At 72.4% G+C, this 25486-nt stretch carries 25 protein-coding genes and 3 pseudogenes; 17 read left to right on the top strand and 11 right to left on the bottom strand.

Translation table 11 applies throughout. The annotated features are described in order from the left end of the window. Positions 1–81: 81 nt before the first annotated feature. Positions 82–1080, top strand: a complete 999-nt coding sequence (locus SSNG_RS24670; RefSeq protein ID WP_007266631.1) for a DUF5937 family protein — start codon at positions 82–84, stop codon at positions 1078–1080. A gap of 355 nt (positions 1081–1435) precedes the next feature. On the opposite strand, the pseudogene SSNG_RS24665 reads toward SSNG_RS24670, so the two are convergent. The 4 genes and pseudogenes from SSNG_RS24665 to SSNG_RS40210 form a co-directional block, all read right to left on the bottom strand. Next, positions 1436–2053, bottom strand: a pseudogene (locus tag SSNG_RS24665) (helix-turn-helix domain-containing protein); the annotation flags it as partial. After that, positions 2050–2730, bottom strand: a complete 681-nt coding sequence (locus tag SSNG_RS24660; protein ID WP_007266629.1) for a DUF4166 domain-containing protein — start codon at positions 2728–2730, stop codon at positions 2050–2052. The pseudogene SSNG_RS24665 and the gene SSNG_RS24660, both read right to left, overlap by 4 nt. Then, entirely contained in the window at positions 2727–3425 is a 699-nt protein-coding gene (locus tag SSNG_RS24655) for a hypothetical protein (protein WP_007266628.1), read from the bottom strand. Before SSNG_RS24655 ends, SSNG_RS24660 begins: the two co-directional genes overlap by 4 nt. Before the next feature lie 188 nt (positions 3426–3613). Continuing rightward, a pseudogene (locus tag SSNG_RS40210) lies at positions 3614–3778 on the bottom strand (thiamine-binding protein); the annotation flags it as partial. A 120-nt stretch (positions 3779–3898) separates the two neighbouring features. Between SSNG_RS40210 and SSNG_RS24645 the strand changes: the two are divergent. Further along, positions 3899–4225 (top strand): hypothetical protein, encoded by a 327-nt coding sequence (locus tag SSNG_RS24645; protein WP_007266627.1) that lies wholly within the window; start codon positions 3899–3901, stop codon positions 4223–4225. 29 nt (positions 4226–4254) lie between these two features. Continuing rightward, positions 4255–4707 carry a hypothetical protein gene (locus SSNG_RS24640; protein WP_050779911.1) on the top strand — a complete coding sequence of 151 codons (453 nt, stop codon included), beginning with the start codon at positions 4255–4257 and terminating at the stop codon, positions 4705–4707. Positions 4708–4712: 5 nt separating this feature from the next. Here the strand turns inward: SSNG_RS24640 and SSNG_RS24635 are convergent, their stop codons facing one another. Next, on the bottom strand, positions 4713–5009 hold the full coding sequence (locus SSNG_RS24635; RefSeq protein WP_007266625.1) for an MTH1187 family thiamine-binding protein: 297 nt from the start codon (positions 5007–5009) through the stop codon (positions 4713–4715). Beyond that, on the bottom strand, positions 5006–5350 hold the full coding sequence (locus tag SSNG_RS24630; protein WP_007266624.1) for a DUF3817 domain-containing protein: 345 nt from the start codon (positions 5348–5350) through the stop codon (positions 5006–5008). Before SSNG_RS24630 ends, SSNG_RS24635 begins: the two co-directional genes overlap by 4 nt. A gap of 162 nt (positions 5351–5512) precedes the next feature. Here SSNG_RS24630 and SSNG_RS24625 point away from each other — a divergent pair, with 162 nt between their 5' ends. From SSNG_RS24625 to SSNG_RS24610, 4 genes are all read left to right on the top strand, one after another. After that, positions 5513–6151 (top strand): AIM24 family protein, encoded by a 639-nt coding sequence (locus SSNG_RS24625; RefSeq protein WP_007266623.1) that lies wholly within the window; start codon positions 5513–5515, stop codon positions 6149–6151. Continuing rightward, a complete protein-coding gene (locus SSNG_RS24620; RefSeq protein WP_042801807.1) occupies positions 6151–6801 on the top strand; it encodes an AIM24 family protein in 651 nt (216 codons plus the stop codon). Before SSNG_RS24625 ends, SSNG_RS24620 begins: the two co-directional genes overlap by 1 nt. Then, on the top strand, positions 6798–7616 hold the full coding sequence (locus SSNG_RS24615) for an AIM24 family protein (protein WP_241695113.1): 819 nt from the start codon (positions 6798–6800) through the stop codon (positions 7614–7616). The genes SSNG_RS24620 and SSNG_RS24615 overlap by 4 nt, the downstream gene beginning before the upstream one ends. Before the next feature lie 88 nt (positions 7617–7704). Continuing rightward, positions 7705–8181: a MarR family transcriptional regulator gene (locus SSNG_RS24610; RefSeq protein WP_007266620.1), complete on the top strand. Its 477-nt coding sequence runs from the start codon at positions 7705–7707 to the stop codon at positions 8179–8181. Between the two features lie 68 nt (positions 8182–8249). Here SSNG_RS24610 and meaB read toward each other — a convergent pair whose 3' ends face one another. After that, complete coding sequence (meaB, locus tag SSNG_RS24605; RefSeq protein ID WP_007266619.1) at positions 8250–9212, bottom strand: methylmalonyl Co-A mutase-associated GTPase MeaB; 963 nt, start codon at positions 9210–9212, stop codon at positions 8250–8252. Between the two features lie 10 nt (positions 9213–9222). Beyond that, complete coding sequence (locus tag SSNG_RS24600; protein ID WP_007266618.1) at positions 9223–10425, bottom strand: acetyl-CoA C-acetyltransferase; 1203 nt, start codon at positions 10423–10425, stop codon at positions 9223–9225. A 137-nt stretch (positions 10426–10562) separates the two neighbouring features. Between SSNG_RS24600 and mce the strand changes: the two genes are divergently transcribed. Further along, positions 10563–11000, top strand: coding sequence for a methylmalonyl-CoA epimerase (mce, locus tag SSNG_RS24595; protein ID WP_007266617.1), 438 nt, complete (start codon positions 10563–10565; stop codon positions 10998–11000). Positions 11001–11015: 15 nt separating this feature from the next. Here the strand turns inward: mce and SSNG_RS24590 are convergent, their stop codons facing one another. Then, entirely contained in the window at positions 11016–12227 is a 1212-nt protein-coding gene (locus tag SSNG_RS24590; RefSeq protein ID WP_007266616.1) for an RNA-guided endonuclease TnpB family protein, read from the bottom strand. A 304-nt stretch (positions 12228–12531) separates the two neighbouring features. On the opposite strand from SSNG_RS24590, the pseudogene SSNG_RS45355 reads away from it, so the two are divergent. The 7 genes and pseudogenes from SSNG_RS45355 to SSNG_RS24560 all read left to right on the top strand — a co-directional run. Then, positions 12532–13072: pseudogene (locus SSNG_RS45355) on the top strand (hypothetical protein); the annotation flags it as partial. Then, on the top strand, positions 13070–17122 hold the full coding sequence (locus SSNG_RS24585; RefSeq protein ID WP_347232507.1) for a hypothetical protein: 4053 nt from the start codon (positions 13070–13072) through the stop codon (positions 17120–17122). The pseudogene SSNG_RS45355 and the gene SSNG_RS24585, both read left to right, overlap by 3 nt. Before the next feature lie 194 nt (positions 17123–17316). Further along, positions 17317–18255: a hypothetical protein gene (locus SSNG_RS24580; RefSeq protein ID WP_007266614.1), complete on the top strand. Its 939-nt coding sequence runs from the start codon at positions 17317–17319 to the stop codon at positions 18253–18255. Positions 18256–18368: 113 nt separating this feature from the next. Beyond that, positions 18369–19361 (top strand): ABC transporter ATP-binding protein, encoded by a 993-nt coding sequence (locus tag SSNG_RS24575; protein ID WP_007266613.1) that lies wholly within the window; start codon positions 18369–18371, stop codon positions 19359–19361. A 1-nt stretch (position 19362) separates the two neighbouring features. After that, positions 19363–20133 (top strand): ABC transporter permease subunit, encoded by a 771-nt coding sequence (locus SSNG_RS24570; RefSeq protein ID WP_042801804.1) that lies wholly within the window; start codon positions 19363–19365, stop codon positions 20131–20133. 181 nt (positions 20134–20314) lie between these two features. Continuing rightward, the gene (locus tag SSNG_RS24565; RefSeq protein ID WP_007266611.1) at positions 20315–21442 is read left to right on the top strand and encodes an ABC transporter ATP-binding protein; all 1128 of its coding nucleotides are present in this window, start codon (positions 20315–20317) and stop codon (positions 21440–21442) included. Further along, positions 21439–22293: an ABC transporter permease gene (locus SSNG_RS24560; protein WP_007266610.1), complete on the top strand. Its 855-nt coding sequence runs from the start codon at positions 21439–21441 to the stop codon at positions 22291–22293. Before SSNG_RS24565 ends, SSNG_RS24560 begins: the two co-directional genes overlap by 4 nt. Before the next feature lie 20 nt (positions 22294–22313). Here SSNG_RS24560 and SSNG_RS24555 read toward each other — a convergent pair whose 3' ends face one another. Continuing rightward, positions 22314–22640, bottom strand: coding sequence for a hypothetical protein (locus SSNG_RS24555; RefSeq protein ID WP_007266609.1), 327 nt, complete (start codon positions 22638–22640; stop codon positions 22314–22316). Positions 22641–22888: 248 nt separating this feature from the next. On the opposite strand from SSNG_RS24555, the gene SSNG_RS24550 reads away from it, so the two are divergent. Continuing rightward, a complete protein-coding gene (locus SSNG_RS24550; protein WP_007266608.1) occupies positions 22889–23920 on the top strand; it encodes an LLM class flavin-dependent oxidoreductase in 1032 nt (343 codons plus the stop codon). Between the two features lie 81 nt (positions 23921–24001). On the opposite strand, the gene SSNG_RS24545 is transcribed toward SSNG_RS24550, so the two are convergent. After that, positions 24002–24394 (bottom strand): SCO5389 family protein, encoded by a 393-nt coding sequence (locus tag SSNG_RS24545; protein WP_007266607.1) that lies wholly within the window; start codon positions 24392–24394, stop codon positions 24002–24004. 220 nt (positions 24395–24614) lie between these two features. Between SSNG_RS24545 and nucS the strand changes: the two genes are divergently transcribed. Further along, positions 24615–25286: an endonuclease NucS gene (nucS, locus tag SSNG_RS24540; protein WP_042801803.1), complete on the top strand. Its 672-nt coding sequence runs from the start codon at positions 24615–24617 to the stop codon at positions 25284–25286. Positions 25287–25486 lie beyond the last annotated feature (200 nt).

The following is a 25486-nucleotide window of genomic DNA, read 5'->3' as shown; positions in this document are numbered from 1 at the left end:
TCCCGGGGCTAGGCTGACCGGCCGAGAGATTCGTTCCAGGCCGAAATCCGCGGCCCGCCCGCGCCCGGGAGGCGACACCTCATGGGGTTCCACTACCGGTTCGGACCGGCCGACCTGCTGCGGTGCCGGTTCGCGGTCTCTCCGCTCTGGGAGACGCAGGAGGCCGTACGGGTCCTGCTGCGCCCGCACCGGCATGCGTACCACCTGCCCTGGCTGAGCCGGGTCCGGTCCGCCGCGGCCGGCCTGGACCTGCGTCCGCTGTGGCTGCTCATGCCGAGGTCGGGGCACAACCCGGACCTGCTGAGCCCGCCGCCCGCCGGCCCGTCCGTCACCTTCGGGGAGGAGCTGGCCCGGGTGCGGGCGGCGGCCGGTGACCCGGAGGCCGCGCGCGAGGACCTGCGGCGGGCGCTGGTCTGCACCCCGGGGGCGGTGGACAGCGACATCGGGCGGCGGATGCTGGCGGATCCCGCGCGGGCGGTGGGTGAGCTGGCCGATCTGTACGAGCGGGCCTGGGAGGTGCTGATCGCCCCGCACTGGACCCGGCTGCGGGCCCTGCTGGAGGCGGACGTGCTGTTCCACTCCCGCCGGCTGGCGGAGGGCGGGCTCCAGGCGCTGCTCGACGGGCTCCACCCGGACCTGCGCTGGCACGGGGAGGAGCAGACCCTGACCATCGAGCGCGCGTCCCACCACGACCGCGCACTCGGGGGGCAGGGGCTGCTGCTGATGCCGAGCGCCTTCGTCTGGCCGGAGGTGGTCGGCGGCTTCGACCCGCCGTGGCAGCCTGCACTGGTGTACCCGGCCCGGGGCATCGGCGCGCTGTGGACGGCCGCGGCCGGTCCGGTGCCGGCGGCCCTGGCGGGGCTGCTGGGGCGGGGCAGGGCGGAGGTGCTGAGCGCGCTGCACGAGCCCGCCTCGACCACCGCGCTCGCGCACCGGCTGGGGCTGGCGCCCTCGACGGTGTCGGCGCACCTGAAGGCCCTACGGGCGGCGGGCCTCCTCCTCCCGTTCCGCCAGGGCCACCAGGTGCTGTACGAACGCACCCCGCTGGGGATCGCGCTCACGGCAGGCTCCGCCGGGTGAACGTCCCGGGGGGGGTGGGGTTCTGGGGTTCTGGGGTCGGCGTGCGTTGCCTTGCGGTTCGGGCCCGCTATCTCCCCCTCGACCCCGTGGGGTCGGGCAGTGGTTGCCCACCCGCCTCCCCGTCTGCGGGGCGGGGGGCGGGGGCGGAGACCCCAGGGTCTTTCAGCCCCGTCGGCTTGCCAGGCGCGGGGGTCTCGGCGTGCCGGGGGCGGAGGCCCCGGGGGCTTTCAGCCTTGCCGGCGTTTGAGGCGCGGGGCCGGGCGGCGTCCGGGGAACGGTGGAAGGGCGGGTAGGGGACGGGCCCGCGCAGCGGCCCCCCGACCCGGCGGGCGGCAGAAAAATAGGGCCGGGTCCCGCGCCGGAGGCCGTGGCGGACGGCGCGCTGCGTCAGCGGGCCGAGGCCCTCCAGGACGGCGGCCAGCGCGGCCAGTTGCTCCAGCGCGTCCAGGGCGCGCCCGGCGCCCTCCGGGTCCACCCCCTCGTACAGCTCGATGCCGACGAACGACGCGGCCGTGGCCCGGGCCAGCCCCGCCGGGTCGGCGAAGTCCGCCAGCGGGGTCGCCGCCAGCAGCCGGCCGAGCACCGCCTCCAGCTCCTCGATCCACAGCCCCAGCCCGGCGGCGGTCGCCGCCGCCAGGGAGGGTGAGTTCTGCCCGGCGGCGAGGAGCTGCCCGAGCATGGCGACGTACCCGGCGGCCCGCTCCTCGGCGTGCATCTCGCGGGCGAACTCCAGCAGCTCCGGCAGGCTGCCCAGCGCGGCGAGCCGGTCGCGGTAGCGGTCGACCCGCTGTTCGGCCCCGTACCGGCAGGCGGCGGCGAGCAGCTCGTCCACCGAGCCGAAGTGGTAGAAGATCAGGCCCTGTCCCACCCCGGCGGTGGCCGCGATGGTCCGGGCCGAGGCCTTGGCGATGCCCTGTTCCACGAGGGTGCGCAGGGCGCCTTCGAGGAGCTTCTCCTTGGTGCCCGCGCTCACGCCCGGACCTCCTCGCGGACGGGCCGCAGGTCGCCTCGGACCCCGTACGCGCGGGCGTCGACGTACTCGGCGGTGAAGGAGCCCTCGTACCCGAAGAGCGGGCCGAAGCGGCGGTTGACCACCCGTACCCGGATCCGGAACCGGCCGGTGGCGTCGTCGAAGGACTCGCGCACCTCGGCGTCGCCGCCGATCAGTTCGGGCACCCGGATGTCGACGGGGCCCTCGCGGAAGCGGTGCTCGCCGGAGCGGATGAGAAGCGAGCCGTCGGGTTCGGCGCTCATGTGCAGGTCGCTGGCGAGGTGCTGGTGGGTGCCCAGGTAGTCGAGGACGCAGTCGCGTTCGGGGCTGTGGACCATCGTGGCGTCGAAGCGGCGCGGCCCGTCCGGGAGGTGGAAGGTGCGGACGAAGGTGACGGTCTCCCGCCCGAAGGAGTCGGTGTAGGGGAGGTTCTCGATGACGAAGGGGATGTTCCGCCCTTCGCGCGGGACCAGGATGTTGCGGGTGCCGCCGAGGCGGAGGAAGGGCTTCACGAAGCTGCGGCCGTGCCAGATCCGCTCCATGGTGCCCCGGCCGACGCAGCCCTCGCCGCTGTCCAGGCCGACGGAGAAGCGGCGCTGGATCTGCGGGTGCAGACGGTCGAAGTCGGCGCCCATGCGGGCCCGGAAGATGGAGGTCACGACGGCTCCAAAGTGGTCAGCAGGCGGGGGGCGGTTGCGGTGGTGCGGCCGGGCGGCGTGCGCAGGCAGCGGCGGGCGGCCGGGGTGCCGGGCAGCGGCGGCAGGAGCAGCGCGGCGGCGAGGACGGGCAGGGCGGCGGCGAGCGGCGCGTAGGTGAGGACGGCGGCGCAGAGCAGGGCCCGCAGGGCGGTCTCGGCGAGGGCCCGGGCGAGGGCGCGGCCGGGCGGGGTGCCGCGTTCGCACCACAGCCGGAGCCGGTCGAAGGACCAGGCGGTGCCCCAGCCCATGAGGGGACGGAAGACCAGCCGGTCGGCGAGGGCGCCGAAGCGGCCCCAGCGCGGCCGGTAGTCGTAGCCGGTGAGGAAGCGGATCCCGTCGGGGCCCGGGACGTAGCGCCAGTAGCCGCTGCCCTCGGCGAGCAGGGAGAGCGGATGGCCCGAGGCGAAGCGCAGTGCCGAGACCCGGGTCCCGTCGGGGCGGTGGCGTTCGCCGGCGGAGATCCCGGTGCCGGCGACGGAGACGAAGGGCAGCACGCGGGTGGCGTAGCGGAAGCGCTGGGGCTCTCCCTCGGCGCGCGGGAGGTAGTCGATGGAGGTGAACCTCAGGTCCCACCGTTGGTGCTGCGCCGGGTCCTGGCTGCGCTCCCAGAGCTCGTCCATGCCGGTGCGGATCACCCTCTCGACGTACAGGCCCATGGCCCCCCCTTCACTGATTTGAGCGGTCGCTCAAAAGGGAAGGTAGGCGATTTTGAGCGGTTGCTCAACGACTTGAGCGACCGCTCAACTGTGAGCCCGGCCACATCCGAACGGGGTCCGGGGCATGCGAAAAGCGCCCCCCGCCGACGGGCGGGGGGCGCTTTTCGGAAACGGTGCGGGCCGGCGGCTCAGCTTTCGGCGAGGTGCCGCTCGACCGTCTCGACCTTCGAGGTGATGCCGTCGGTGACGCCGGGCCGGATGTCGGCCTTGAGGACGAAGGAGACCCGGGGCGCCCGCTCCTCGACCGCGGCCACGGCGCGCCGCACCACGTCCATGACCTGGTCCCACTCGCCCGAAGGCGCTCAGCTCCGAGCACATGAGCCGGTGAGCGGGGATGCGGCACACCGAGGGGTGGGCAGCACTCGGAGCACGTCACACTTGGCCCGGCGTAATACGCGTCATACACTTGGCTTGTGGCCAAGACCAGGATCAGCATCAGCCTTGAGGAGCACCAGGCCGACCGCATCAGGCAACACGCCGAACGGGCCGGCCTGGACGTCTCCGCGTACCTCGTGCACGCGGCAACGCGGCAGATGGCCGAGACCGAGGCCATAGAGGATCAATTCGCGGGCGTTGACGCCATCATCGCAGCGGCCGAGGCAGAGGCTGCAGGTGCGCCTCCGGAGGCCGTTCCGCCTGCCGGTGAGTTGACCGAACAGGAGCAACGGGAAGTCGAATCCGCCCTCGACCTCGTCTACGGGCCGGATCGAGCCGGTGCCCGCCCCGAAGAGGCCGCGTGAACGTCCGGGTCCCTGTCTACGACACGGGAATGCTGATCGCCCTGGCAGACCGCAAGGCCAAGCCGGCCCACCTGCATGAAGCACTGAAGGCCACCCCGCACCGGGCGCTGGTCCTCGGGCCGGTGCTGGCCCAGGTATGGCGCCCGAATCCGGCGCTCGTGCACGGACTGGCCACCACCCTCAGAGACTGCACGGTGCCGCAGGCTCGCAGCTCGGCCCCGCCGATGCGCGATACCAGGGCGGGCCGGCCTGAGTGCATCGCATGCGCGACGGGCTTCGACCTGGCCGACTGGCACCGAATCGGCACCGTCTTGGGGCAAGCCCAACTCCCACCGAAGAAACGGCCCGACGCGGTGGATGCCTGTGTGGCCCTGGCCGCCACGAAGCACGGCAGCGCCGTGATCTTCACCAGCGACCCGGAAGACATCGCCGCCTATCTGGCCGTGCTGAATCCGCCGGACGTGCACATCCACGCCGTGTGAGTGTGTCAGCCCGCCGCGAGGTGGCGTTCGACCGTTGCGACCTTCGAGGTGATGCCGTCCGTCACGCCGGGGCGGATGTCGGCCTTGAGGATGAAGGAGACCCGCGGGGCCCGCGCTTCCACGGCCGCGACGGCACGCCGCACGACGTCCATCACTTCCTCCCACTCGCCTTCGACGGTGGTGAACATGGCGTCGGTGCGGTTCGGCAGCCCGGACTCGCGCACGACGCGGACCGCGTCGGCCACGTACTCGCCGACCTCTTCGCCGACCCCCAGCGGGGTCACCGAGAACGCGACGATCACGCGTCCGCCGCCTGGCGCGCGCGGGCGGCGATGACGCTGTCGGCCTCGTCGCGCTTGAGCAGCTTGTCGCCGTACAGGCCGCCGAAGGGCAGCAGCGCGAGGACGAAGAACAGGGCGACCTTCTTGACCGGCCACTTCGCCTTGTTCCAGACGTCCAGCAGGAAGACCGCGTAGATGACGAACAGGATCCCGTGCAGGATCCCCAGCGGCATCATGAGGTAGTCGATGTCCGATACCCGGCTCAGCAGCGAGCCGAAGATCAGCAGGGCCGGGAACGACAGCGCCTCCGGAACGGAGATGAGGCGCAGCCGGTGCAGGGCGGAAGCGGTCTTGATGTCCACGTGGAACCTTCGGGGCCGGGTACCTGGGGTCCGTCCCAGTGTCTCAGCCGCCCTCCGCGATCTTCCCGCGGGGCCCCGGATCCCCCGAAGCCCGGCGATTGTGGCGGATATCGGCCCACCAGGCCCTGTTCGCCCCGGCCCGCTGCCGATACCTTCGTCCCCGTGGCTCAGTTCAGACTCCAAGGCAGCAAGGTGCTCGCCGTCGACCTGACCGGTGACGCCGTGAAAGCGAAGAACGGCGCCATGGTCGCGTACGACGGCCAGATGGCCTTCAAGAAGATGACCGGCGGCGGCGAAGGCCTCCGCGGAATGGTGACCCGCCGGCTGACCGGCGAACAGATGACCGTGATGGAGGTCCAGGGGCACGGCACCTGCTACTTCGCCGACCGGGCGAGCGAGATCAACCTCGTGAACCTGCGCGGCGAGAAGCTCTACGTCGAGTCCAGCAACCTGCTGTGCAGCGACGCCGGCCTGCGCACCGGTACGACCTTCACCGGCCTGCGCGGCGCGAGCACGGGCAACGGGCTCTTCACGACGACCGTGGAGGGCTCCGGCCAGGCGGCGATCATGTCCGACGGGCCGGCGGTGGTGCTGCGCGTCAGCGCCCAGTACCCGCTGTCGGTCGACCCGGGCGCGTACATCGCGCACACCGGCAACCTCCAGCAGTCCTTCCAGTCGGGGATCAACTTCCGCACCCTGATCGGCGAGGGCTCGGGCGAGGCGTTCCAGATCCGCTTCGAGGGCGAGGGCCTGGTGTACGTCCAGCCGAGCGAGCGCAACACGATCGGGGGTGACGTCTGATGCCGTTCCGCGAGATCAACTCGAAGATGGTCGAGGCCCAGGTGGTCCCCGGCCAGAAGATGTACAGCCAGCGCGGGGCGATGCTCGCCTACCGGGGCGAGGTCTCCTTCACCCCGAGCATCACCGGCGGCCAGGGCGGCGTCATGGGCATGATCGGGCGCCGGGTGGCGAACGAGCAGACCCCGCTGATGACGGTCGAGGGCAGCGGCACGGTGATGTTCGGCCACGGCGGCCACCACATCCAGGTGATCAACCTCCAGGGCGAGACCCTGTACGTCGAGGCCGACCGGCTGCTCGCCTTCGACGGCACCCTCCAGCAGGGCACGATGTTCATGGGCTCGCAGGGCGGCGTCATGGGCATGGTGCGCGGCCAGGTGACCGGCCAGGGCCTGTTCACCACCACCCTGAAGGGCCACGGCGCGGTCGCCGTGATGGCCCACGGCGGAGTCATCGAGCTCCCCATCACCCCGAACCGGCCGGTCCACGTCGACCCGCAGGCGTACGTGGCCCACCACGGGGACGTCCGGAACAAGCTCTCCACCGCGCTCGGCTGGCGGGACATGGTGGGGCGCGGCTCGGGCGAGGCGTTCCAGCTGGAGCTGTCCGGCCAGGGAGCGGTCTACGTACAGGCCTCGGAGGAGAAGCTGTGAACTTTGGTCCCGTGAACCCGGGCCCCGGCGGCCCGACGGTGTTCGACCCGCACAGCCTGCCCTCCGACGACAACGTGAACGCGTACACCTTCTGCGTGGAGCTCAAGGGGAGCCAGTGGTTCCTGCAGAAGGGCAAGATGATCGCCTACTACGGGCGGATCGAGTTCAACGGCGTCGGCAACGGCCGCTTCGACCGCCTGCTGCGCACCAGCTTCCACTCACCGCTGCACGCGAGCGACTGGGTGGTGGCCGAGGGCCAGGGCAAGATGCTGCTGGCCGACCGGGCCTTCGACGTGAACTCGTACGACCTGGACAACGGCAACCTGACCATCCGGTCGGGGAACCTGCTGGCGTACCAGCCCTCGCTGGCGCTGAAGCAGTCGATCGTCCCGGGTTTCCTGACCCTGATCGGAACCGGGAAGTTCGTCGCGGCGTCCAATGGACCGGTGGTCTTCATGGAGCCGCCGCTGCGTGTCGACCCGCAGGCGCTGGTGGGCTGGGCGGACTGCCCCTCCCCTTGCCACCACTACGACCACGGCTACATGTCGGGCGTGATGGGCGGCCTGCGCTCGCTGACCGGCATCGGTGGCACCTCCGGCGAGGAGCACCAGTTCGAGTTCGTCGGTGCGGGCACGGTCCTGCTGCAGTCGACCGAGCTGCTGATGGCCGAGCAGTCGGTCGGTGCGGTGGGTGCCGGGGCGGCCACGGGCAACGCCCAGGGCGTTCCGGGGGCCGGCCAGGGTCCGCTGGGGCAGCTGGGCGTGCCCCGGATGCCGGGGCAGCTCGGTGATCTCCAGCGGCGCTTCGGGCTGTGAGGCCGGCGGCGGCCCGCACCGCCCGAATCCGATCTTCCTATTTTTGTACGTAATTCAACTTCTTAGGTAGAGTTCTTTCATGGAGACGATGGAGACCGAGACGGCCACCCGCTGGCTTACCGATGCCGAACAGTGCGCCTGGCGCACCCACCTGGACGTCAGCAGACTGCTGATGCACCAGCTGGAAAAGGATCTCCAGCCCTTCGGACTCACCAACAACGACTACGAGATCCTGGTGAACCTCTCGGAGGCGGAAGGCCTGCGGATGCGCATGAGCGACCTGGCCACCGCCACGCTCCAGTCCAAGAGCCGGCTCTCCCACCAGATCACCCGCATGGAGACCGCGGGCCTGGTCCGCCGGGTGAACTGCGAGTCCGACCGCCGAGGCCTGTACGCGGTCCTCACGGACGAGGGCATGGAGACCATGCGCAAGGTCGCCCCGCACCACGTGGCGTCCGTCCGCGAGCACTTCATCGACCTGCTGTCGCCGGAGGCCCTCCAGGCGCTGCGCGAGTCGCTGCGCCCGGTCGCGGAGCACCTGCGCGGCACCCGCGGCAAGATCTGAGCACGCGCCGTACACGACCGAGAGGGCGGGGAGCCCCGGCTCCCCGCCCTCTCACGCGTTCCGCACCCTCAGCCCTCGGTCAGGCTGTCCAGCAGCGCGTCCGCGGCCGCGTACGGGTCCAGCTCGCCGGCCGCCACCCGGGCCGCCAGCGCGTCCAGGTGCGCGTCCCCGCGCAGGTCGGCCAGGCGCCCGCGCAGCGCGGTGATCGCGATGGTCTCCACCTCACGGGCCGCCCGCGCGGCCCGGCGCTCGGCCAGCACCCCGCGCTCGTCCATCCACGCCCGGTGCTTCTCCAGCGCCTCGACCAGCTCGTCGATGCCCTGGCCCTTGGCCGCGACCGTCTTGACGATCGGCGGCCGCCAGTCGCCCGGCCCCCGGGTCTCGCCCAGGCCCAGCATGTGGTTCAGCTCCCGGGCGGTGGCGTCCGCGCCGTCCCGGTCGGCCTTGTTCACCACGTACACGTCGCCGATCTCCAGGATCCCCGCCTTCGCGGCCTGGATCCCGTCGCCCATGCCCGGAGCGAGCAGCACCACCGAGGTGTCGGCCTGCGAGGCGATCTCCACCTCGGACTGTCCGACGCCGACGGTCTCGACGAGGATCACGTCGCAGCCGGCCGCGTCCAGCACCCGGATCGCCTGCGGAGCCGCCCAGGCGAGCCCGCCCAGGTGTCCGCGGGTGGCCATGGAGCGGATGTAGACGCCGGGGTCGGACGCGTGGTCCGACATCCGGACCCGGTCGCCGAGCAGGGCCCCGCCCGAGAAGGGCGAGGACGGGTCGACCGCGAGCACGCCGACCCGCTTGCCGGCCGCGCGGTACGCCGAGACCAGCGCCGACGTCGAGGTCGACTTGCCGACGCCCGGGGAGCCGGTCAGCCCGACCACGTACGCGCCGCCGGTCAGCGGTGCCAGGGCGGCCATCACCTCGCGCAGTTGCGGGGACGCCCCCTCGACCAGTGAGATCAGCCGGGCCACGGCCCGCGGCCGGCCCTCACGGGCCTGCGCCACCAGCGTGGGGACGTCCACCGTCGCCATGCGCTCGCCCCTACGCCTTCGGGACGCGGATCACGAGGGCGTCGCCCTGGCCGCCGCCGCCGCACAGGGCGGCCGCACCGGTACCGCCGCCGCGCCGCTTGAGCTCCAGCGCCAGGTGCAGCACCACGCGGGCGCCGGACATGCCGATCGGGTGGCCCAGGGCAATGGCGCCGCCGTTGACGTTCACCTTTTCCGGGGTCACGCCGAGGTCCTTCATTGACTGCACGGCCACCGCCGCGAAGGCCTCGTTGATCTCGATGAGGTCCAGGTCGGAGACCTTCAGGCCGTCCTTCTTCAGGGCGTGCAGGATCGCGTTCGAGGGCTGCGACTGGAGGGAGTTGTCGGGGCCCGCCACGTTGCCGTGGGCGCCGATCTCGGCCAGCCACTCCAGGCCCAGCTCCTCGGCCTTCGCCTTGCTCATCACGACCACCGCGGCGGCGCCGTCGGAGATCTGCGAGGAGGTGCCGGCGGTGATGGTGCCGTCCTTGGCGAAGGCCGGGCGCAGCTTGCCCAGGGACTCCGCCGTGGTCTCGGGGCGGATGCCCTCGTCGGCGGCGAAGACGACCGGCTCGCCCTTGCGCTGCGGGATCTCGACCGGGGTGATCTCGGCCTCGAACACGCCGTTCTTCTGCGCGGCCGCGGCCCGCTGGTGGGAGACCGCGGCGAACTCGTCCTGCGGGGCGCGCTCGATGCCCAGGCGGGTGTTGTGCTTCTCGGTGGACTCGCCCATCGCGATGTTCTCGAAGGCGTCGGTCAGGCCGTCGTAGGCCATCGCGTCGAGCATCTCGATGGCGCCGTACTTGTAGCCCTCGCGGGACTTCGGCAGCAGGTGCGGGGCGTTGGTCATCGACTCCTGGCCGCCCGCGACCACGATGTCGAACTCCCCGGCGCGGATGAGCTGGTCGGCCAGCGCGATGGCGTCCAGACCCGACAGGCACACCTTGTTGATGGTGAGCGCGGGCACGTTCATGGGGATGCCGGCCTTCACGGCGGCCTGGCGGGCGGGGATCTGGCCCGCGCCGGCCTGGAGCACCTGGCCCATGATCACGTACTGGACCTGGTCGCCGGAGATCCCGGCCCGCTCCAGCGCGGACTTGATGGCGAAGCCGCCGAGGTCGGCGCCCGAGAAGGACTTCAGCGAGCCGAGCAGCCGCCCCATGGGGGTGCGGGCCCCGGCGACGATCACTGAGGTGGTGTTGTTCGTTCCGGACATGAGGCACAGCCCCTTGAAGATGAGGAGTGAACGAGGGTTTACCCGAATGTACTGAGCGGTACCCGCGCCGTCACCGGGCAGTCGGTGTGATCGCTGGCACGTTGCGTGACGACCCTCTTCGGCGGTGCACTGGTCCCATGCTGACAAGAATCGACCACATCGGGATCGCCTGCTTCGACCTGGACAAGACCGTCGAGTTCTACCGTGCCACGTACGGGTTCGAGGTGTTCCACACCGAGGTCAACGAGGAGCAGGGCGTCCGCGAGGCCATGCTCAAGATCAACGAGACCTCCGACGGCGGGGCCTCCTACCTCCAGCTCCTGGAGCCCACCCGCGAGGACTCCGCGGTCGGCAAGTGGCTGGCCAAGAACGGCGAGGGCGTGCACCACATCGCCTTCGGCACCGCCGACGTCGACGGCGACGCGGAAGCCATCCGCGGCAAGGGCGTCCGCGTCCTCTACGACGAGCCCCGCACCGGCTCCATGGGCTCCCGGATCACCTTCCTCCACCCCAAGGACTGCCACGGAGTCCTCACCGAACTGGTCACCTCCAACCCTCATGCCGCCGACCACTGACGCGACCGGCTTGCGTTACGGCACACCACCGGCTGTGGTGTGCCGTCCGCGTCCAGCCGCCCGGCGAGGGGCGGCGGGGGCCGATGAGCGGGCCCCGCTGACCCACAACGCCAGCGCGCGTGCGCGGACGTTGCGGGAACCGTTGCGGTCTGCGTGATCAACGAATCCGCAGGACCGGCACACGAAACGGGCCTGCGAGACCCGGTTCGCCGCGTCCACGTGCCCGCACTGGGCGCAGGTGCGCGAGGTGTACGCCGGATCGACGTACACGACGGGCACCCCGGCCCGGCGGGCCTTGTACGCGATGAACGCGCCGAGCTGGGCGAAGGCCCAGCCGTGCACCATGGCCCGTTGGGGCCTCCTCAGCCGTACCCGCTCGCGGATCCCGGTCAGGTCCTCCAGACCGATCCCGCGCCCGGTGCGTTCAGCCTCGGCCACGATGCGTTTCGCGATCTTGTGATTGGCGTCCCGGGTCCTCCGGGCCTCCTTGCGGCGCCTGCGTTGCGCGCGACGCCGGGCAGACTTGGTGCCCTTGCGCTGGAGCTTGGCCCTCAGCGCGTGATCCCGCGCCCGGGACCGGTTCAGCCGGCGTCCGGCCATGATGAGACCGTCGCTGGTGGTGGCGATGTTGACGATGCCCAGGTCCACTCCCAGAAAGTCCACCGGGTTCGCGTTGGGCTCCGCCTCAGGAATCTCGCACGTGGCCAGCAGGAACCAGACACCGTCCCGGTGGAGCAGGTCCGACTCACCCTTGCGGTACCGCTCCAGAGTGATCAGTTGTTCCGGTCCCCCTGTGAAGGCGAGGCCCTTGAGCCTGCCCCCGAGAGTCCAGATGGAGACCGTCCTCGCAGCCGGTTGCCAGGACAGCATCCTGTCGTCGTAGGGCTGGGCCGCGGCCGCCCGGAACTCGATGGGCTTGCCCGACGCCTGACGGTGGCCCTTCGAGCCGGGCCTGCCCAGACGGTCGGCCCTCAGGTTCGCCCGCAGGGTCGCGTACGCATCGCACGTCTTCTTGATCACATGCTGTGCGGCCTGTGCGCCCAGTCGCCAGCGGGCTTTGACCTCGGTGTACGTGTGCTCGCGCAAGCTGAAGTTCCGGTACAGCCGCCGGTCGAAGGCCACCCCGCTCACCCATGAGGCCGCGGCGTTGCAGGCACGCAGCGTCGCTTCGAGCGCCTCCGCCTGGGAGGGCGTGGGCAGCAGCTTCACCTGGACGACGAGCTTCACGTCAATGACGGTACGTGCCACCCACGGACAGATTCATTCGAACATCGCAAATCCGCGCATCGCGGGCCCGACGATCAAGCCGTCGCGCCGCCCGGACGGAGGCGGCCCGGCAACAGCGCACTGATGTCCCCATTCCCCGGCCGGTAGAGTGGCCATGGCTCGGCCGGGGTTCGGTGCGGAACGGGGTCGGGGCCGAGAGCCCTGCCCCGACATCTGACACCATTCCCCCGGGGGCGTCGTTCAGCGGGCGAGCGATGCTCATTTGGGAGTGAGCTTGCGACCAGGGGACGGATGGGACCGCGCTGTGCGGGGCTACGAAAGCCAGGAGAGCCATCAGGCCGAAGCCGACCATCTCACGCGCTTCGAAGCCGAGATGGAGCGGCTGAAGAAGGAGCGCGGGAAGGCCGTCCAGCACGCCGAGGACCTCGGGTACCAGGTCGAGGTGCTGCGCGCCAAGCTGCATGAGGTGCGGCGCGCGCTCGCGTCCCGCCCCGCCTACGACGGCGCGGACATGGGTTACCAGGCGGAGCAGCTGCTGCGCAACGCCCAGGTGCAGGCCGACCAGATGCGGTCCGACGCCGAGCGCGAGCTGCGCGACGCCCGGGCGCAGACCCAGCGGATCCTCCAGGAGCACGCCGAGCACCAGGCGCGCCTCCAGGCCGAGCTGCACGCCGAGGCCGTCAACCGGCGCCAGCGCCTGGACCAGGAGCTCAACGAGCGCCGCCAGACCGTCGAGGCGCACGTCAACGAGAACGTCGCCTGGGCCGAGCAGCTGCGCGCCCGGACCGAGGCCCAGGCCCCACCGGCTCATGGAGGAGTCCCGCGCCGAGGCCGAGCAGGCACTGAACGCCGCCCGGCGAGGACCAGCCCGGACCGCCGAGGAGGCCCGCCGCCGGCTCGCCGACGACCCCGAGGCCGCGCGGACCGAGGCCGAGTCGGCGCTGCTGCGCGCCCGCAAGGAGGCCGAGCGGCTGCTGGCCGCCGCCTCCGCGCAGGCCCAGGAGGCCACCGAGCACGCGGAGCGGCTGCGCACCACCACCAGCGCCGAGGCCGAGCAGACCCGGCAGCAGACCATGGACCTCGGCCGGGTCGCCGAGGCCCGCGTCCAGGAGGCCGACGGGGCCCTGCGCGCCGCCCGGGCCGAGGCGGAGAAGCTCCTCGCGGAGGCCAAGGAGAGCGCCGCCCGGCAGCTCGCCTCGGCGGAGTCCGTCAACGACCAGCGCACCCGCACCGCGAAGGAGCAGGTCGCCCGGCTGGTCGGCGAGGCCACGAAGGAGGCCGAGGCGCTCAAGGCCGAGGCCGAGCACGCGCTGGCCGACGCCCGCGCGGAGGCGGAGCGGCTGCGCACCGAGGCCGGCGAGCAGGCCCGTACGGCCGCCGCCGAGGACACGGCGGCGCAGCTGGCGAAGGCGGCCCGTACCGCCGAGGACGTGCTGAACAAGGCCTCGGAGGACGCCCGGGCGACGACCCGCGCGGCGTCCGAGGAGGCCGAGCGGATCCGCCGCGAGGCGGAGGCCGAGGCGGACCGGCTGCGCGCCCAGGCGGCGGCCACCGCCGACGAGCTCAAGGGCGCCGCGAAGGACGACACCGAGGAGTACCGGGCCCGCACGGTCGAGCTCCAGGAGGAGGCGCGGCGGCTGCGCGGCGAGGCCGAGCAGCTGCGCGCCGAGGCCGTCGCCGAGGGCGAGCGGATCCGCGGCGAGGCCCGCCGCGAGGCCGTCGGGCAGATCGAGGAGGCGGCGAAGACCGCCGAGGAGCTGCTGGGCAAGGCCAAGGCGGACGCCGACGAACTGCGCTCCGGCGCCACCGCCGAGAGCGAGCGGGTCCGTGCCGAGGCCGTGGAGCGGGCCACCACCCTGCGCCGGCAGGCCGAGGAGACCCTGGAGCGGACCCGCGCGGAGGCCGAGCGGCTGCGCGCGGAGGCCGAGGAGCGGGCCGAGGCCCTGACCGCCGAGACGGACGCCGCCCTGCGGGCGCGCCGCGAGGAGACCGAGCAGGCGCTGGCGGCCAAGCGTGCCGAGGCGGACGCGGAGCTGGCCCGGCTGCAGGCGGACGCCGAGGCCCGGCTGGTGTCGGCGGAGCAGACGCTCCGCGAGTCCCGCCTGGCGGCGGAGAACATCCGCAAGGAGACCACCGAGGAGAACGACCGGCTGCGCGCCGAGTCGGCGGAGCGGATCCGTACCTTCCAGGCGCAGGCGGAGGCGGAGTCCGAGCAGCTGCGCGCCGAGGCCGCGCAGGACGCGGGCCGGGTCCGCGCGGAGGCCGAGCTGGTCTCCGTACGGCTGCGCGCGGAGGCGGAGGCCGAGTCCGAGCGGGTGCGCACCGAGGCGCAGGAGACCGCGGACCGGCTGCGGGCCGAGGCGAAGGCGGCGGCCGAGCGGGTCGCCGCGGAGGCCGCGGAGGCCCTCGCCGCCGCCCAGGAGGAGGCCGCCCGGCGCCGCCGGGAGGCGGAGGAGACCCTGTCGGCGGCCCGGACGGACGCGGGCAACGAGCGGGCGCAGGCCCGTGAGCAGAACGAGGAGCTGCTGGCGCAGGCCCGCAAGCGCTCGGAGGAGGCGCAGGCCGAGGCGGCGCGCCTGACCGAGGAGGCGGAGCGGCGCGCGGCGGAACTGGTCGCGGCGGCCGAGGCCACCGCGCAGCAGGTGCGCGACTCCGTGGCCGGGCTGCACGAGCAGGCCGAGGAGGAGATCTCCGGGCTGCGCAGCGCGGCCGAGCACGCGGCGGAACGTACGCGTACCGAGGCGGTGGAGGAGGCGGACCGGGTCCGCGCCGACGCCCACGCGGAGCGCGAGCGCGCGGCCGAGGACGCCGCGCGGGTGCGCAGCGAGGCCCGTGTGGAGACGGACGCGGCGAAGGAGCTGGCGGCGCGGACCGTCGGCGACGCGATCACCGAGGCCGAGCAACTGCGGGCCGACACGGCCGAGTACGCGCAGCGGGTGCGCACGGAGGCGACGGACGCCCTGGCGGCGTCCGAGCGGGACGCGGCGCGGACCCGGGCGGACGCCCGGGACGACGCGAACCGGATCCGCGGCGAGGCGGCGGAGTCCCTGGAGGCCTCGCGCGCCGAGGGCGCCCGGATCGTGGGGGAGGCCGAGGCGGAGGCGGAGCGCCTCACCGCGGAGACCCTCGCGGCGAACGAGCGCACGGTCGCCGACGCCCGGGCGGAGGCCGAGCGGCTCACCGCGGAGGCCGCCGAGGCGGCGGACGCCACCCGGGCCGAGGCCGCGGGCACCCTGGACGAGGCGCGCGGCGAGGCCAACCGGCTGCGTACCGAGGCCGCCGAGCAGGCGGACCGGCTCATCACCGAGGCGGCGTCCGAGGCGGACCGGCTCACCGAGGAGACCCGCGCGGCCAACGAGCGCACGGTCGCCGAGGCCGCGGCCGAGGCCGAGCGGCTGACGGCCGAGGCGGCACGGGTCCTGGAGGAGGGCGAGGCGCGGGCCGCCGCCCTGAAGGCGCAGGCGGCCGACACCCTGGCCGCCGCCGAGCGCGATTCGGCGCGGATCCTGGTGGAGTCCCGCGCCGAGGGCGACCGGCTCGTCGAGGAGACCCGTGCGGCCAACGAGCGTACGGTCGCCGAGGCCGCGGCGGAGGCCGACCGGCTCGTCGCGGAGGCGGCGCGGACGCTGGAGGAGGCCCGTACCGAGGGCGGCCGGATCATCGGCGAGGCCACGGCGGAGGCGGAGCGCGTCACGGCCGCGGCCAACGAGACGCTGGAGGCCGCCGAGCGGGACGCCGAGCAGACCCTGGACGAGGCGCGTGCCGAGGGCAACCGGCTGCGCACCGAGGCCGCGGAGCAGGCGGACCGGCTCATCACCGAGGCGGCGTCCGAGGCGGACAAGCTCACCGAGCAGACCCGCAAGGACAACGAGCGCACGGTCGGCGAGGCGGCCGCCGAGGCCGAGCGGCTGCGTGCGGAGGCAGCGGAGGCGCTGGCCTCGGCGCAGGAGCACGCGACCCGTACCCGGTCCGAGGCGGAGCGGGTGAAGGCGGAGGCGGCGACCGACGCGGAGCGCACCCGCACGGAGGCGCGCGAGGAGTCGCAGCGGCTGCTGGACGAGGCCCGTGAGGAGGCCAACAAGCGGCGCACGGAGGCCGCGGAGCAGGTGGACCGGCTCATCACGGAGGCGGCCGCGGAGGCGGACAAGCTGACCGCGGACGCGGGCCGGCAGGCGCTCGCCGCCACGACGGCGGCCGAGGAGCAGGCCGACGCGATGGTCGACGCCGCCCGCAAGGAGGCCGCGCGGATCACGGCGGAGGCGACCGTGGAGGGCAACTCCACGGTGGAGAAGGCCCGCACGGACGCGGACGAGCTGCTGGTCGGCGCGCGTACGGACGCGGCCGCCATAAGGGAGCGGGCGGAGGAGCTGCGTTCCCGCGTCGAGTCCGAGGTGGAGGAGCTGCACGAGCGTGCCCGCCGGGAGTCGGCCGAGCAGATGAAGTCGGCGGGCGAGCGCGTGGACAAGCTGGTCCGCGCGGCGACCGAGCAGAGTGCCGAGGCGGAGGCGAAGGCCAAGGAGCTGGTGTCGGACGCGAGCAGTGAGGCGAGCAAGGTCCGCATCGCGGCCGTGCGCAAGGCCGAGGCGCTGCTGAAGGAGGCCGAGACGAAGAAGGCGGAGCTGTCGCGGCAGGCCGAGAAGGTGCTCGCGGAGGCGACGGCGGAGGCGGAGCGGCTGGTCGACGAGGGCCGTCGCGAGCTGGAGGTCCTGGTGCGCAGGCGCGAGGACATTCAGGCGGAGATCTCCCGTGTCCAGGACGTTCTTGAGGCGTTGGAATCATTCGAGGCACCTTCGGGTGGCGGAAAGCCCGCATTGGGCGGTCAGGGCGCGGGGGGCGTGAAGGCCGGCGCATCAGCGGGTTCCACTCGTTCGGGTGGCAAGGCGTCAGAGGGGTAGTCAGAACACGGGATGTGTGCTTCTGAGGGAGGTTCAGTCGAAGGAGTGACAATCATTCCGTCGCCTTGCCACTCAAAAGGGGTGTCATTGTCCAGGGCAAACCCGGATTGACTCGATGACACGCCGCCCTGGCGCCTAGGATTCCCCTTAACACCTCACGTAGCACCTCATCGGTCTCATTCGACAGGAACCCCATGAGCGACACTTCCTCCCCCTTCGGCTTCGAGCTCGTGCGGCGTGGTTACGACCGCGGTCAGGTGGACGACCGCATTACCAAGCTGGTCTCCGACCGCGACAGCGCCCTAGGACGTATCAACTCTCTGGAAAAGCGGATCGAGGAGCTGCACCTCGAAACGCAGAACGCCCAGGCCCAGGTGAGCGACGCCGAGCCGTCGTACGCCGGTCTCGGCGCCCGGGTCGAGAAGATCCTGCGGCTGGCCGAGGAGGAGGCGAAGGACCTGCGCGAGGAGGCCCGTCGCGCGGCCGAGCAGCACCGTGAGCTGGCCGAGTCGGCGGCCCAGCAGGTGCGCAACGACGCCGAGTCGTTCGCGGCGGACCGGAAGTCGAACGCGGAGGACGAGGGCGTCCGCATCGTCGAGAAGGCCAAGGGAGACGCGGCCGCCCTGCGCGCCGAGGCCCAGAAGGACGCGGCCTCCAAGCGCGAGGAGGCCGACGCCCTGTTCGAGGAGACCCGCGCCAAGGCCGCCCAGGCCGCCGCGGACTTCGAGACCAACCTGGCCAAGCGCCGCGAGCAGTCGGAGCGCGACCTGGCCTCGCGTCAGCAGAAGGCCGAGAAGCGGCTGGCGGAGATCGAGCACCGCGCCGAGCAGCTGCGCCTGGAGGCCGAGAAGCTGCGTACGGACGCCGAGCGCCGGGCCCGCCAGACGGTGGAGACCGCGCAGCGCCAGGCCGAGGACATCGTGGCCGACGCCAACGCCAAGGCCGACCGCATCCGCAGCGAGTCCGAGCGCGAGCTGGCGGCGCTGACCAACCGTCGCGACTCCATCAACGCGCAGCTGACCAACGTCCGCGAGATGCTGGCGACGCTGACGGGCGCGGCCGTGGCGGCCGCCGGCTCCCCGATCGACGACGAGCCGGTCACCCGGGGCGTCCCGGCGCAGCAGAGCCGCTAGTACGCCCGCGCGTACGCCGCCGTCTACCTGCTGGTAGCGAAATCGGCACATCAGGGGCCGTATGTCACCTTTTTGAGGTGGCGTACGGCCCCTGGGCGTTCTAGCGTGGCCGCATGATCGAGCTTGAGGGCCTTACGAAACGATTCGGCGCGAAGACCGCCGTGGACAACCTCAGCTTCCAGGTCAGACCGGGGGTGGTGACCGGCTTCCTCGGCCCCAACGGGGCGGGGAAGTCCACGACCATGCGCATGATGCTCGACCTCGACCGCCCGACCGGCGGCACGGTCCGGATCGACGGGAAGCACTACCGGGACCTGCCGGAACCGCTGAAGCACATCGGTGCGCTGCTGGACGCGAAAGCCATGCACGGCGGTCGCAGCGCGTACAACAACCTCCTCTGCCTGGCCCAGTCGAACCGGATCCCGGAGCGACGGGTGGCCGAGGTGCTGGACCTGGTCGGCCTGACGGCCGTGGCCAAGAAGAAGTCGAAAGGATTTTCGCTCGGAATGGGCCAGCGGCTGGGAATCGCCGCTGCCCTGCTGGGAGATCCGGAGATCCTGATGTTCGACGAACCGGTCAATGGTCTGGACCCCGAGGGAATTCTCTGGATCCGCAATCTCATGAAGGGACTGGCCTCGGAAGGGAGAACGATCTTCGTCTCCTCCCACTTGATGAGTGAAATGGCGTTGACCGCAGACCATTTGATCGTCATCGGTCAGGGAAAGCTCCTTGCCGACATGTCCATGTCTGATTTCATCCGCCAGAACTCCCGCAGTTACGTACGGTTGCGCTCGCCGCAGCAGGAACGCCTCAAGGACGTACTGCACGAGGCCGGCATCAACGCGGTCAGCGTGCCCGCCACCGGCACCCTGGAGATCGACGGCGTCGAAGCCGAGCGGCTCGGCGAACTCGCGGCCCAGCACCAGATCGTGCTGCACGAACTCAGCCCCCAACGGGCTTCACTTGAGGAAGCGTTCATGCGCATGACGGCGGATTCCGTCGAATACCACGCCCACGCGCCCGGCGCGCCGGGCGCGGCCGTACCCCCGCCCGCGGGCCCCGCGTGGGGCGCCGGCTTCGAGGCGACCCGCAAGGGCGGTGAGTGAGGTGGCCTACTCCGCCGTCCTCCGGTCCGAGTGGACCAAGATCCGCACCGTCGCCTCGACCAGCTGGACCCTGGCCACCACGCTGCTGGTCACCGTCGCCATGGGCGCCGGGCTGTGCGCCGTGGTCAACGCGACCTTCGAGGACATGCCGAAGGCCTCGCAGGTCACCTTCGACGCCACGCAGATGAGCTTCTCCGGGATGATGCTGGGCCAGCTGGCCATGCTCGTCTTCGGCGCGATGGTGGTCGGCAGCGAGTACGGGACCGGCATGGTCCGCACCTCGCTCGCGGCCGTGCCCCGGCGCGGCACCCTGCTGCTGGGCAAGGTCACCGTGGCCACCGGCCTCGCCCTGGTCGTCGGCCTGGCCACCGGCTTCCTGTCCTTCTTCCTCGGCCAGGCCCTCCTCGGCGACCACAGCACCGCGCTCGGCGAGGAGAACGTCCTGCGCGCGGTGATCGGCGTCGGCCTGTACCTGGCCCTGCTCGCCGCGTTCGCCATCGGGATCTCGATGGTCCTGCGGAACTCGGCGGCCGCGATCTCGCTCCTGATCACCTTCGTCCTGATCCTGCCGATCGTCCTCAGCCTGGTCGACGCCACCCGCAAGATCGCCGAGTACCTGCCCAACATGGCGGGCTCCGCGATCATGCAGACCGTCGCCTCCTCGGACACCGACGCCCCCTACGGCCCCTGGGGCGGGCTCGGGATCATGGCGCTGTGGTCGCTGGCCGCCATCGCCGCCGGCTACCTCACCCTCGCGAAGCGGGACGCCTGACCGGTGCGCGGTGACGCGGGGTGTCCGTCTCACGACGGACGCCCCGCGTACTACGGGACATCCCCGGGTCGGATCTCAGGGGCAGCTCAGGGATCCGGCCCGGAAGGGAACCGCACGAGTCTCGATATCCTCTTAAGGCGTACGCGGGCGAGAGCCGTCCCGGCTGGCAAGGGGCACAAGGATGATCGAGGCAGTCGGCCTGACCAAGCGCTTCGGCGCCAAGACCGCCGTCGACCAGCTGTCCTTCCAGGTCAAGCCGGGCCACGTGACGGGCTTCCTCGGACCCAACGGCTCCGGTAAGTCCACCACCATGCGCATGGTCCTCGGGCTGGACCGGCCCACCTCGGGCCGCGTCACGATCAACGGCCTCCCCTTCCGGGAGCTGCCGAACGCCCAGCGGCACGTCGGCGCCCTGCTCGACGCCAAGGCCGTGCACGGCGGCCGCCGGGCCCGCACGCACCTCCTGTCCATCGCCCAGCTCTCCGGGATCCCCGAGAAGCGCGTGGACGAGGTCCTCGGCGTGGTCGGGCTGCGGGACGCCGCCCGCCAGCGCACCAAGGGCTTCTCCCTCGGCATGGGCCAGCGCCTCGGCATCGCGGCCGCCCTGCTCGGCGACCCCCAGGTGCTGCTCTTCGACGAGCCGGTCAACGGCCTCGACCCCGAGGGCATCCTCTGGGTCCGCAACCTCATGCGGAAACTGGCCGCCGAGGGCCGGACCGTCTTCGTCTCCTCGCACCTGATGAGCGAGATGGCCCTCACCGCCGACCACCTGATCGTGATCGGCCGGGGCCGGCTGCTGGCCGACATGAGCACCCAGGACTTCATCACGCACAACTCGGCCGGATTCGCGCGGGTGCGTGCCGCCGCCGGCCCCGCCGCCGACGGCACCGACGGCCGGACCACCCTCGCCTCCGCCCTGACCCGGGCGGGCGGGCGCGTCCTCCAGGAGCCCGACGGGGCGCTGCGCGTGACCGGGCTGGAACTGCCCCGCGTCAGCGACCTCGCGCACGAGGCCGGCGTACGGCTGTGGGAGCTCTCCCCGCACCGGGCCTCGCTGGAGGAGGCCTACATGCGGATGACGCAGTCCTCCGTCGAGTACACCTCCACCGAGGACCCCCGCGCCGAGCTGTGGGAGCCCGAGCCGCTGACCGTCCCGGAGTGGGAGGAGGAGGCGGCGGCCGTCCCCGCCGAGACCGCGGCGAGCTTCTTCGCTCCCCCGCCGCCCGGATCCGGGCGCCCCTTCCTGATGCCGGGCAGCGCCGCCGATCTGGCCCGCGGCTCCGAGAACACCCCCGAGGAACACCGATGACCCCCACCCCCGCCGGCCCGCCCGCGGCGAGCGCGGAGCAGCCGCAGGCGTACAGCTCGCCGCTGCCCACGCCGCGGCCGCACCTGGGGCACGCCATCGCCTCGGAGTGGACGAAGCTGACCTCCGTGCGCTCCACCCTGTGGACGCTCGGCTCCCTCGTGGCGCTGGTCGTCGGCGTCGGCATGATCGCCGTGCTCCAGACCTCGCCCTCCGACTACCAGTACCTCCCCTTCACCGGTCCCGCCCTGTTCGGGTTGATGGCCGGCCAGGTGTCGGTGATCGTGCTGGGCGTGCTGACCATCTCCTCCGAGTTCGGCACCGGCCTGATCCGCACCACCTTCACCGCGGCCCCCGAGCGGCTGCGGGTGCTCACCGCCAAGTACCTGGTCTTCGGCACCTGCGCGTTCCTCGTCACCCTGGGCTCGGTGCTGTTCGTCGGCATGTGGGCCGCGATCCTGCACAACGGGCCCGGCGCCGGGGTGCACGGCCTGAGCGACTGGACGGGCGCGGTCGCCGGCTCCTTCTACGTGACCCTGCTGGGCGTCCTCGCGCTCGCGGTCGGGGCGCTCGTACGGCACTCCGCGGGCGGGATCGCCGTCATGCTCGGCGTGGTCACGATGCCCCCGGTGCTCGGGGCGATACTGACCTCCTGGCCGGTCACCTCGGGGCTCGGGGGGCTGGTGCTCCGCTACAACGCGCCGGTGGGCCTGGTCCAGTTGTTCGGGCTGCAGGGCGTCGACATGGAGGGCCGGTCGGCCCCCAGCAACGTGGTCCAGCTCGTCCTGCTGCTGGTGGTGACGGCGGGCGCGGTCATCGCCTCGTACGCGGTGGTGCGCCGCCGGGACGTCTGACCGGCGGCCCCTGGTACCGGCTAGTACCGCGGCGCGTTGCGGGACCGCTGCACCTTGGAGGTGCGGCGGTCCTTCGCGTTCCAGCAGGCCTTGTGCCAGTGCCGGCGGTCGTCGACGCCGCCGTACTCGGGCCACGCCACCAGGTGCGGGGTGCCCGGGGGGATCTCCTGGTCGCAGCCCGGGCAGCGGTAGCGCTTGCCCGCCGCACTGGCCCCCGCGACGTGCCGGACCTTCCAGTCCTCGCCCAGGTACTCCTCGGTGCGCTCCAGGCCGAACCGGTCGAGGCCGGTGCCGGGTCGTTCGTCCGGAGTCTCGCCGCCCCTGGGGCGGTTGTGGCGCGGTGACACGTATACCTCACGAAGGGGCGGCCGACAGTGACTTTCTCCCAGACTACGCGCAGCGAGCCGGGGTACCCGCAGGGTGGCTGGTGGACGCAGTCCCTCCGCAGGAGCTGGCCCGACAATCTCAATAACTTTCCTGTCAGGCCGTGCCTTTGGCACGTGTCAGACGTTGTTGCCAGCAGATGTCGATGCCGTCGACGAGTCGGTCCGCCCGGGGGGAGGCCGCGTCAGCCGCGAGGAGGCTAAGGGCGATGATGCGCGTAGGAGCGTTTGTACTGGCGGCCCAGTTCCCGGGCCAGGGACAGGGCGAGGCACTGCACCGGGCGGTGCGCACCGCCGAGGTGGCGGAGGAGTCCGGGCTGGACTCGGTCTGGCTCGCCGAGCACCACTTCGTGCCGTACGGGGTCTGCCCGTCGGCGGTGACCCTGGCGGCCCTGCTGCTGGGCCGGACCCGGCGGCTGCGGGTGGGCACGGCGGTCAGCGTGCTGCCGAACACGCACCCGGTGGCCCTCGGCGAGCAGGCGGCCCTGCTGCACGTCACCTCGGGCGGCCGGTTCGTCCTGGGAGTGGGGCGCGGCGGGCCGTGGGTGGACCTGGAGGTGTTCGGGGGCGGAACCGGGGCGTACGAGACCGGTTTCCCGGAGGACCTCGACCTGCTGCGGCGCTGGCTGGCGGAGCCCCGGGTGGGGGCGGCCGGGGCGCGGCACTCCTTCCGCGAGGTGGCCGTCGTACCGCGTCCGGCCGACGCGCTGGACGGTGACGGGACGGGGCCGGAAGTGATCGTCGCCTGCACCTCCCCGGCGTCGGTGCGGCTGGCCGCGGAGCGCGGGCTGCCGATGCTGCTGGGCATGCACTGCGGGGACGAGGAGAAGGCCGAGCAGGTCGCGCTGTGGCGGCGGACCGCGCTGGCGCACGGGCATCCGCCGGAGTCCGTACGGGCGGCCGGGCACGTGTCGGCCGGAGTCTGCCAGCTGGCGGACCGCTCGGCCGACGCGCGCGAGACCCTGCTGAAGTCGATGCCGGGCTGGTTCCGCCAGGGCCTGGACGCCCACGTGACGGTGGACGGCCGGCAGCGCGCGATGCGGGACCCGCACGCGTACACGGAACTGCTGTGCTCCCTGCACCCCGTCGGCAGCCCCGCCCTGGCGGCGGACCGGCTGGCGCAGACCTCGGAACGGACGGGCATCACCCGCTTCGCCCTGCTGACGGAGGGGTCGGGTGACCTCGCCGCCACGGAGGACAACGTCCGCCGCCTCGCCTCGGAGGTCCTCCCCCTGCTGGTGTGACCCCGTACGGGGCCTGGGGCTGCCGCTCCCGTGCCAGTCGCACCTCCCGCGACACGGAGCGGCAGCGGAGTACCGGTACTGCTAGCAGTCCCGGAGCTCCGGGGACTGGTTGAGCAGCTGGCCGCGGATCGAGGTGAACTTGGCCAGCCGGTCGTCCACCGAGGAATCCAGCGGGAACACGGCCACACGGTGGCAGTTCTGGAACGCCAGGCGCACCCCGAAGTGCCGCTGCAGCGCACCCCGTATCGCGTCACTCGCGAGCGCGCGCAGCAGCTGCCCGCGCGCCTGCTCGTCCGGCGGCGGCGTCTGGTTGTCGGCGAACTCTCCGCCCTCAACCTCCAGCTGGGCCACCAACGAGCTGATCATCTCCCATGCGTAAGGCAGGGAGGTCCGGACGCAGTCGACGAAGGCGGCTTCGTCGACCTCGCCTCGCTCGGCCTGTTCGAGTAGGGCCGGTGAGACGTCGAGCGACATGGGTTCTCCTCTCGTGACCCAGGCAGTTTGGGCTGCCTGAGTCCTACGGGCAGGGAGGGAGGCCGCGACGCAGTGTGCACGCTCGACAACCTCCCGCTCACCACGGTAGGCGCCCACAGGGTGGCGCACCAGGAGAATGCGCATACAACGCGCCATCGGCGAACGGGGCTTTCAGGGGCGAATCGCGTGGAGGCCCGTCGGTCGAGTAGCGTTGCCGACCATGCGTCTCGTCATTGCCCGCTGCTCCGTCGACTACGCGGGCCGGCTCACCGCCCATCTGCCCTCGGCACCCCGTCTGATCCTCGTGAAGGCCGACGGCAGTGTCTCGATCCACGCGGACGACCGGGCGTACAAACCGCTCAACTGGATGTCGCCTCCGTGCACCCTCAAGGAGGGGACCGGGGACGACGCGAACGTCTGGACCGTCGTCAACAAGGCGGGCGAGAAGCTCATCATCACCATGGAGGAAGTCCTCCACGACTCCTCCCACGAGCTGGGCACCGACCCCGGCCTCATCAAGGACGGCGTCGAGGCGCACCTCCAGGAACTGCTGGCCGACCGCATCGACACGCTGGGCGACGGCTACACCCTGATCCGGCGCGAATACATGACGGCGATCGGCCCGGTCGACATCCTGTGCCGGGACGCCTCCGGCGCGACGGTGGCCGTGGAGATCAAGCGGCGCGGCGAGATCGACGGCGTCGAGCAGCTGACCCGGTACCTGGAGCTGCTGAACCGCGACCCGCACCTCGCGCCGGTGCGCGGCGTCTTCGCGGCGCAGGAGATCAAGCCGCAGGCCCGGGTCCTGGCCAACGACCGCGGGATGGACTGCGTGGTCCTCGACTACAACGCCCTCCGCGGCATCGAGGACGACAAGCTCCGCCTGTTCTGACCTTTTTGACGCGCCGCTCGCGCGGCTCGGCCCTGGCGGGCCTCCCCGGCTTCGCGCCGCTGCGCCGGACTCCGTCCGTCGGATGCGGGGCGGGGCCGGTTCGCGTTGCGGGGGCCGGTGGGTCGGGTGCGGGTGCGTTGCCGCTGCGCGGGGCTGTCCCCTACCCGCCCTTCCACCGTTCCCAGGGGCGCTGCCCCTGA

This window comes from Streptomyces sp. C (genome assembly GCF_000158895.1).
In the GTDB taxonomy this organism is placed as follows: domain Bacteria; phylum Actinomycetota; class Actinomycetes; order Streptomycetales; family Streptomycetaceae; genus Streptomyces; species Streptomyces racemochromogenes.
The sequence above is the reverse complement of the archived record's forward strand: the minus strand, read 5'-3'. Positions and strand labels throughout refer to the sequence as shown.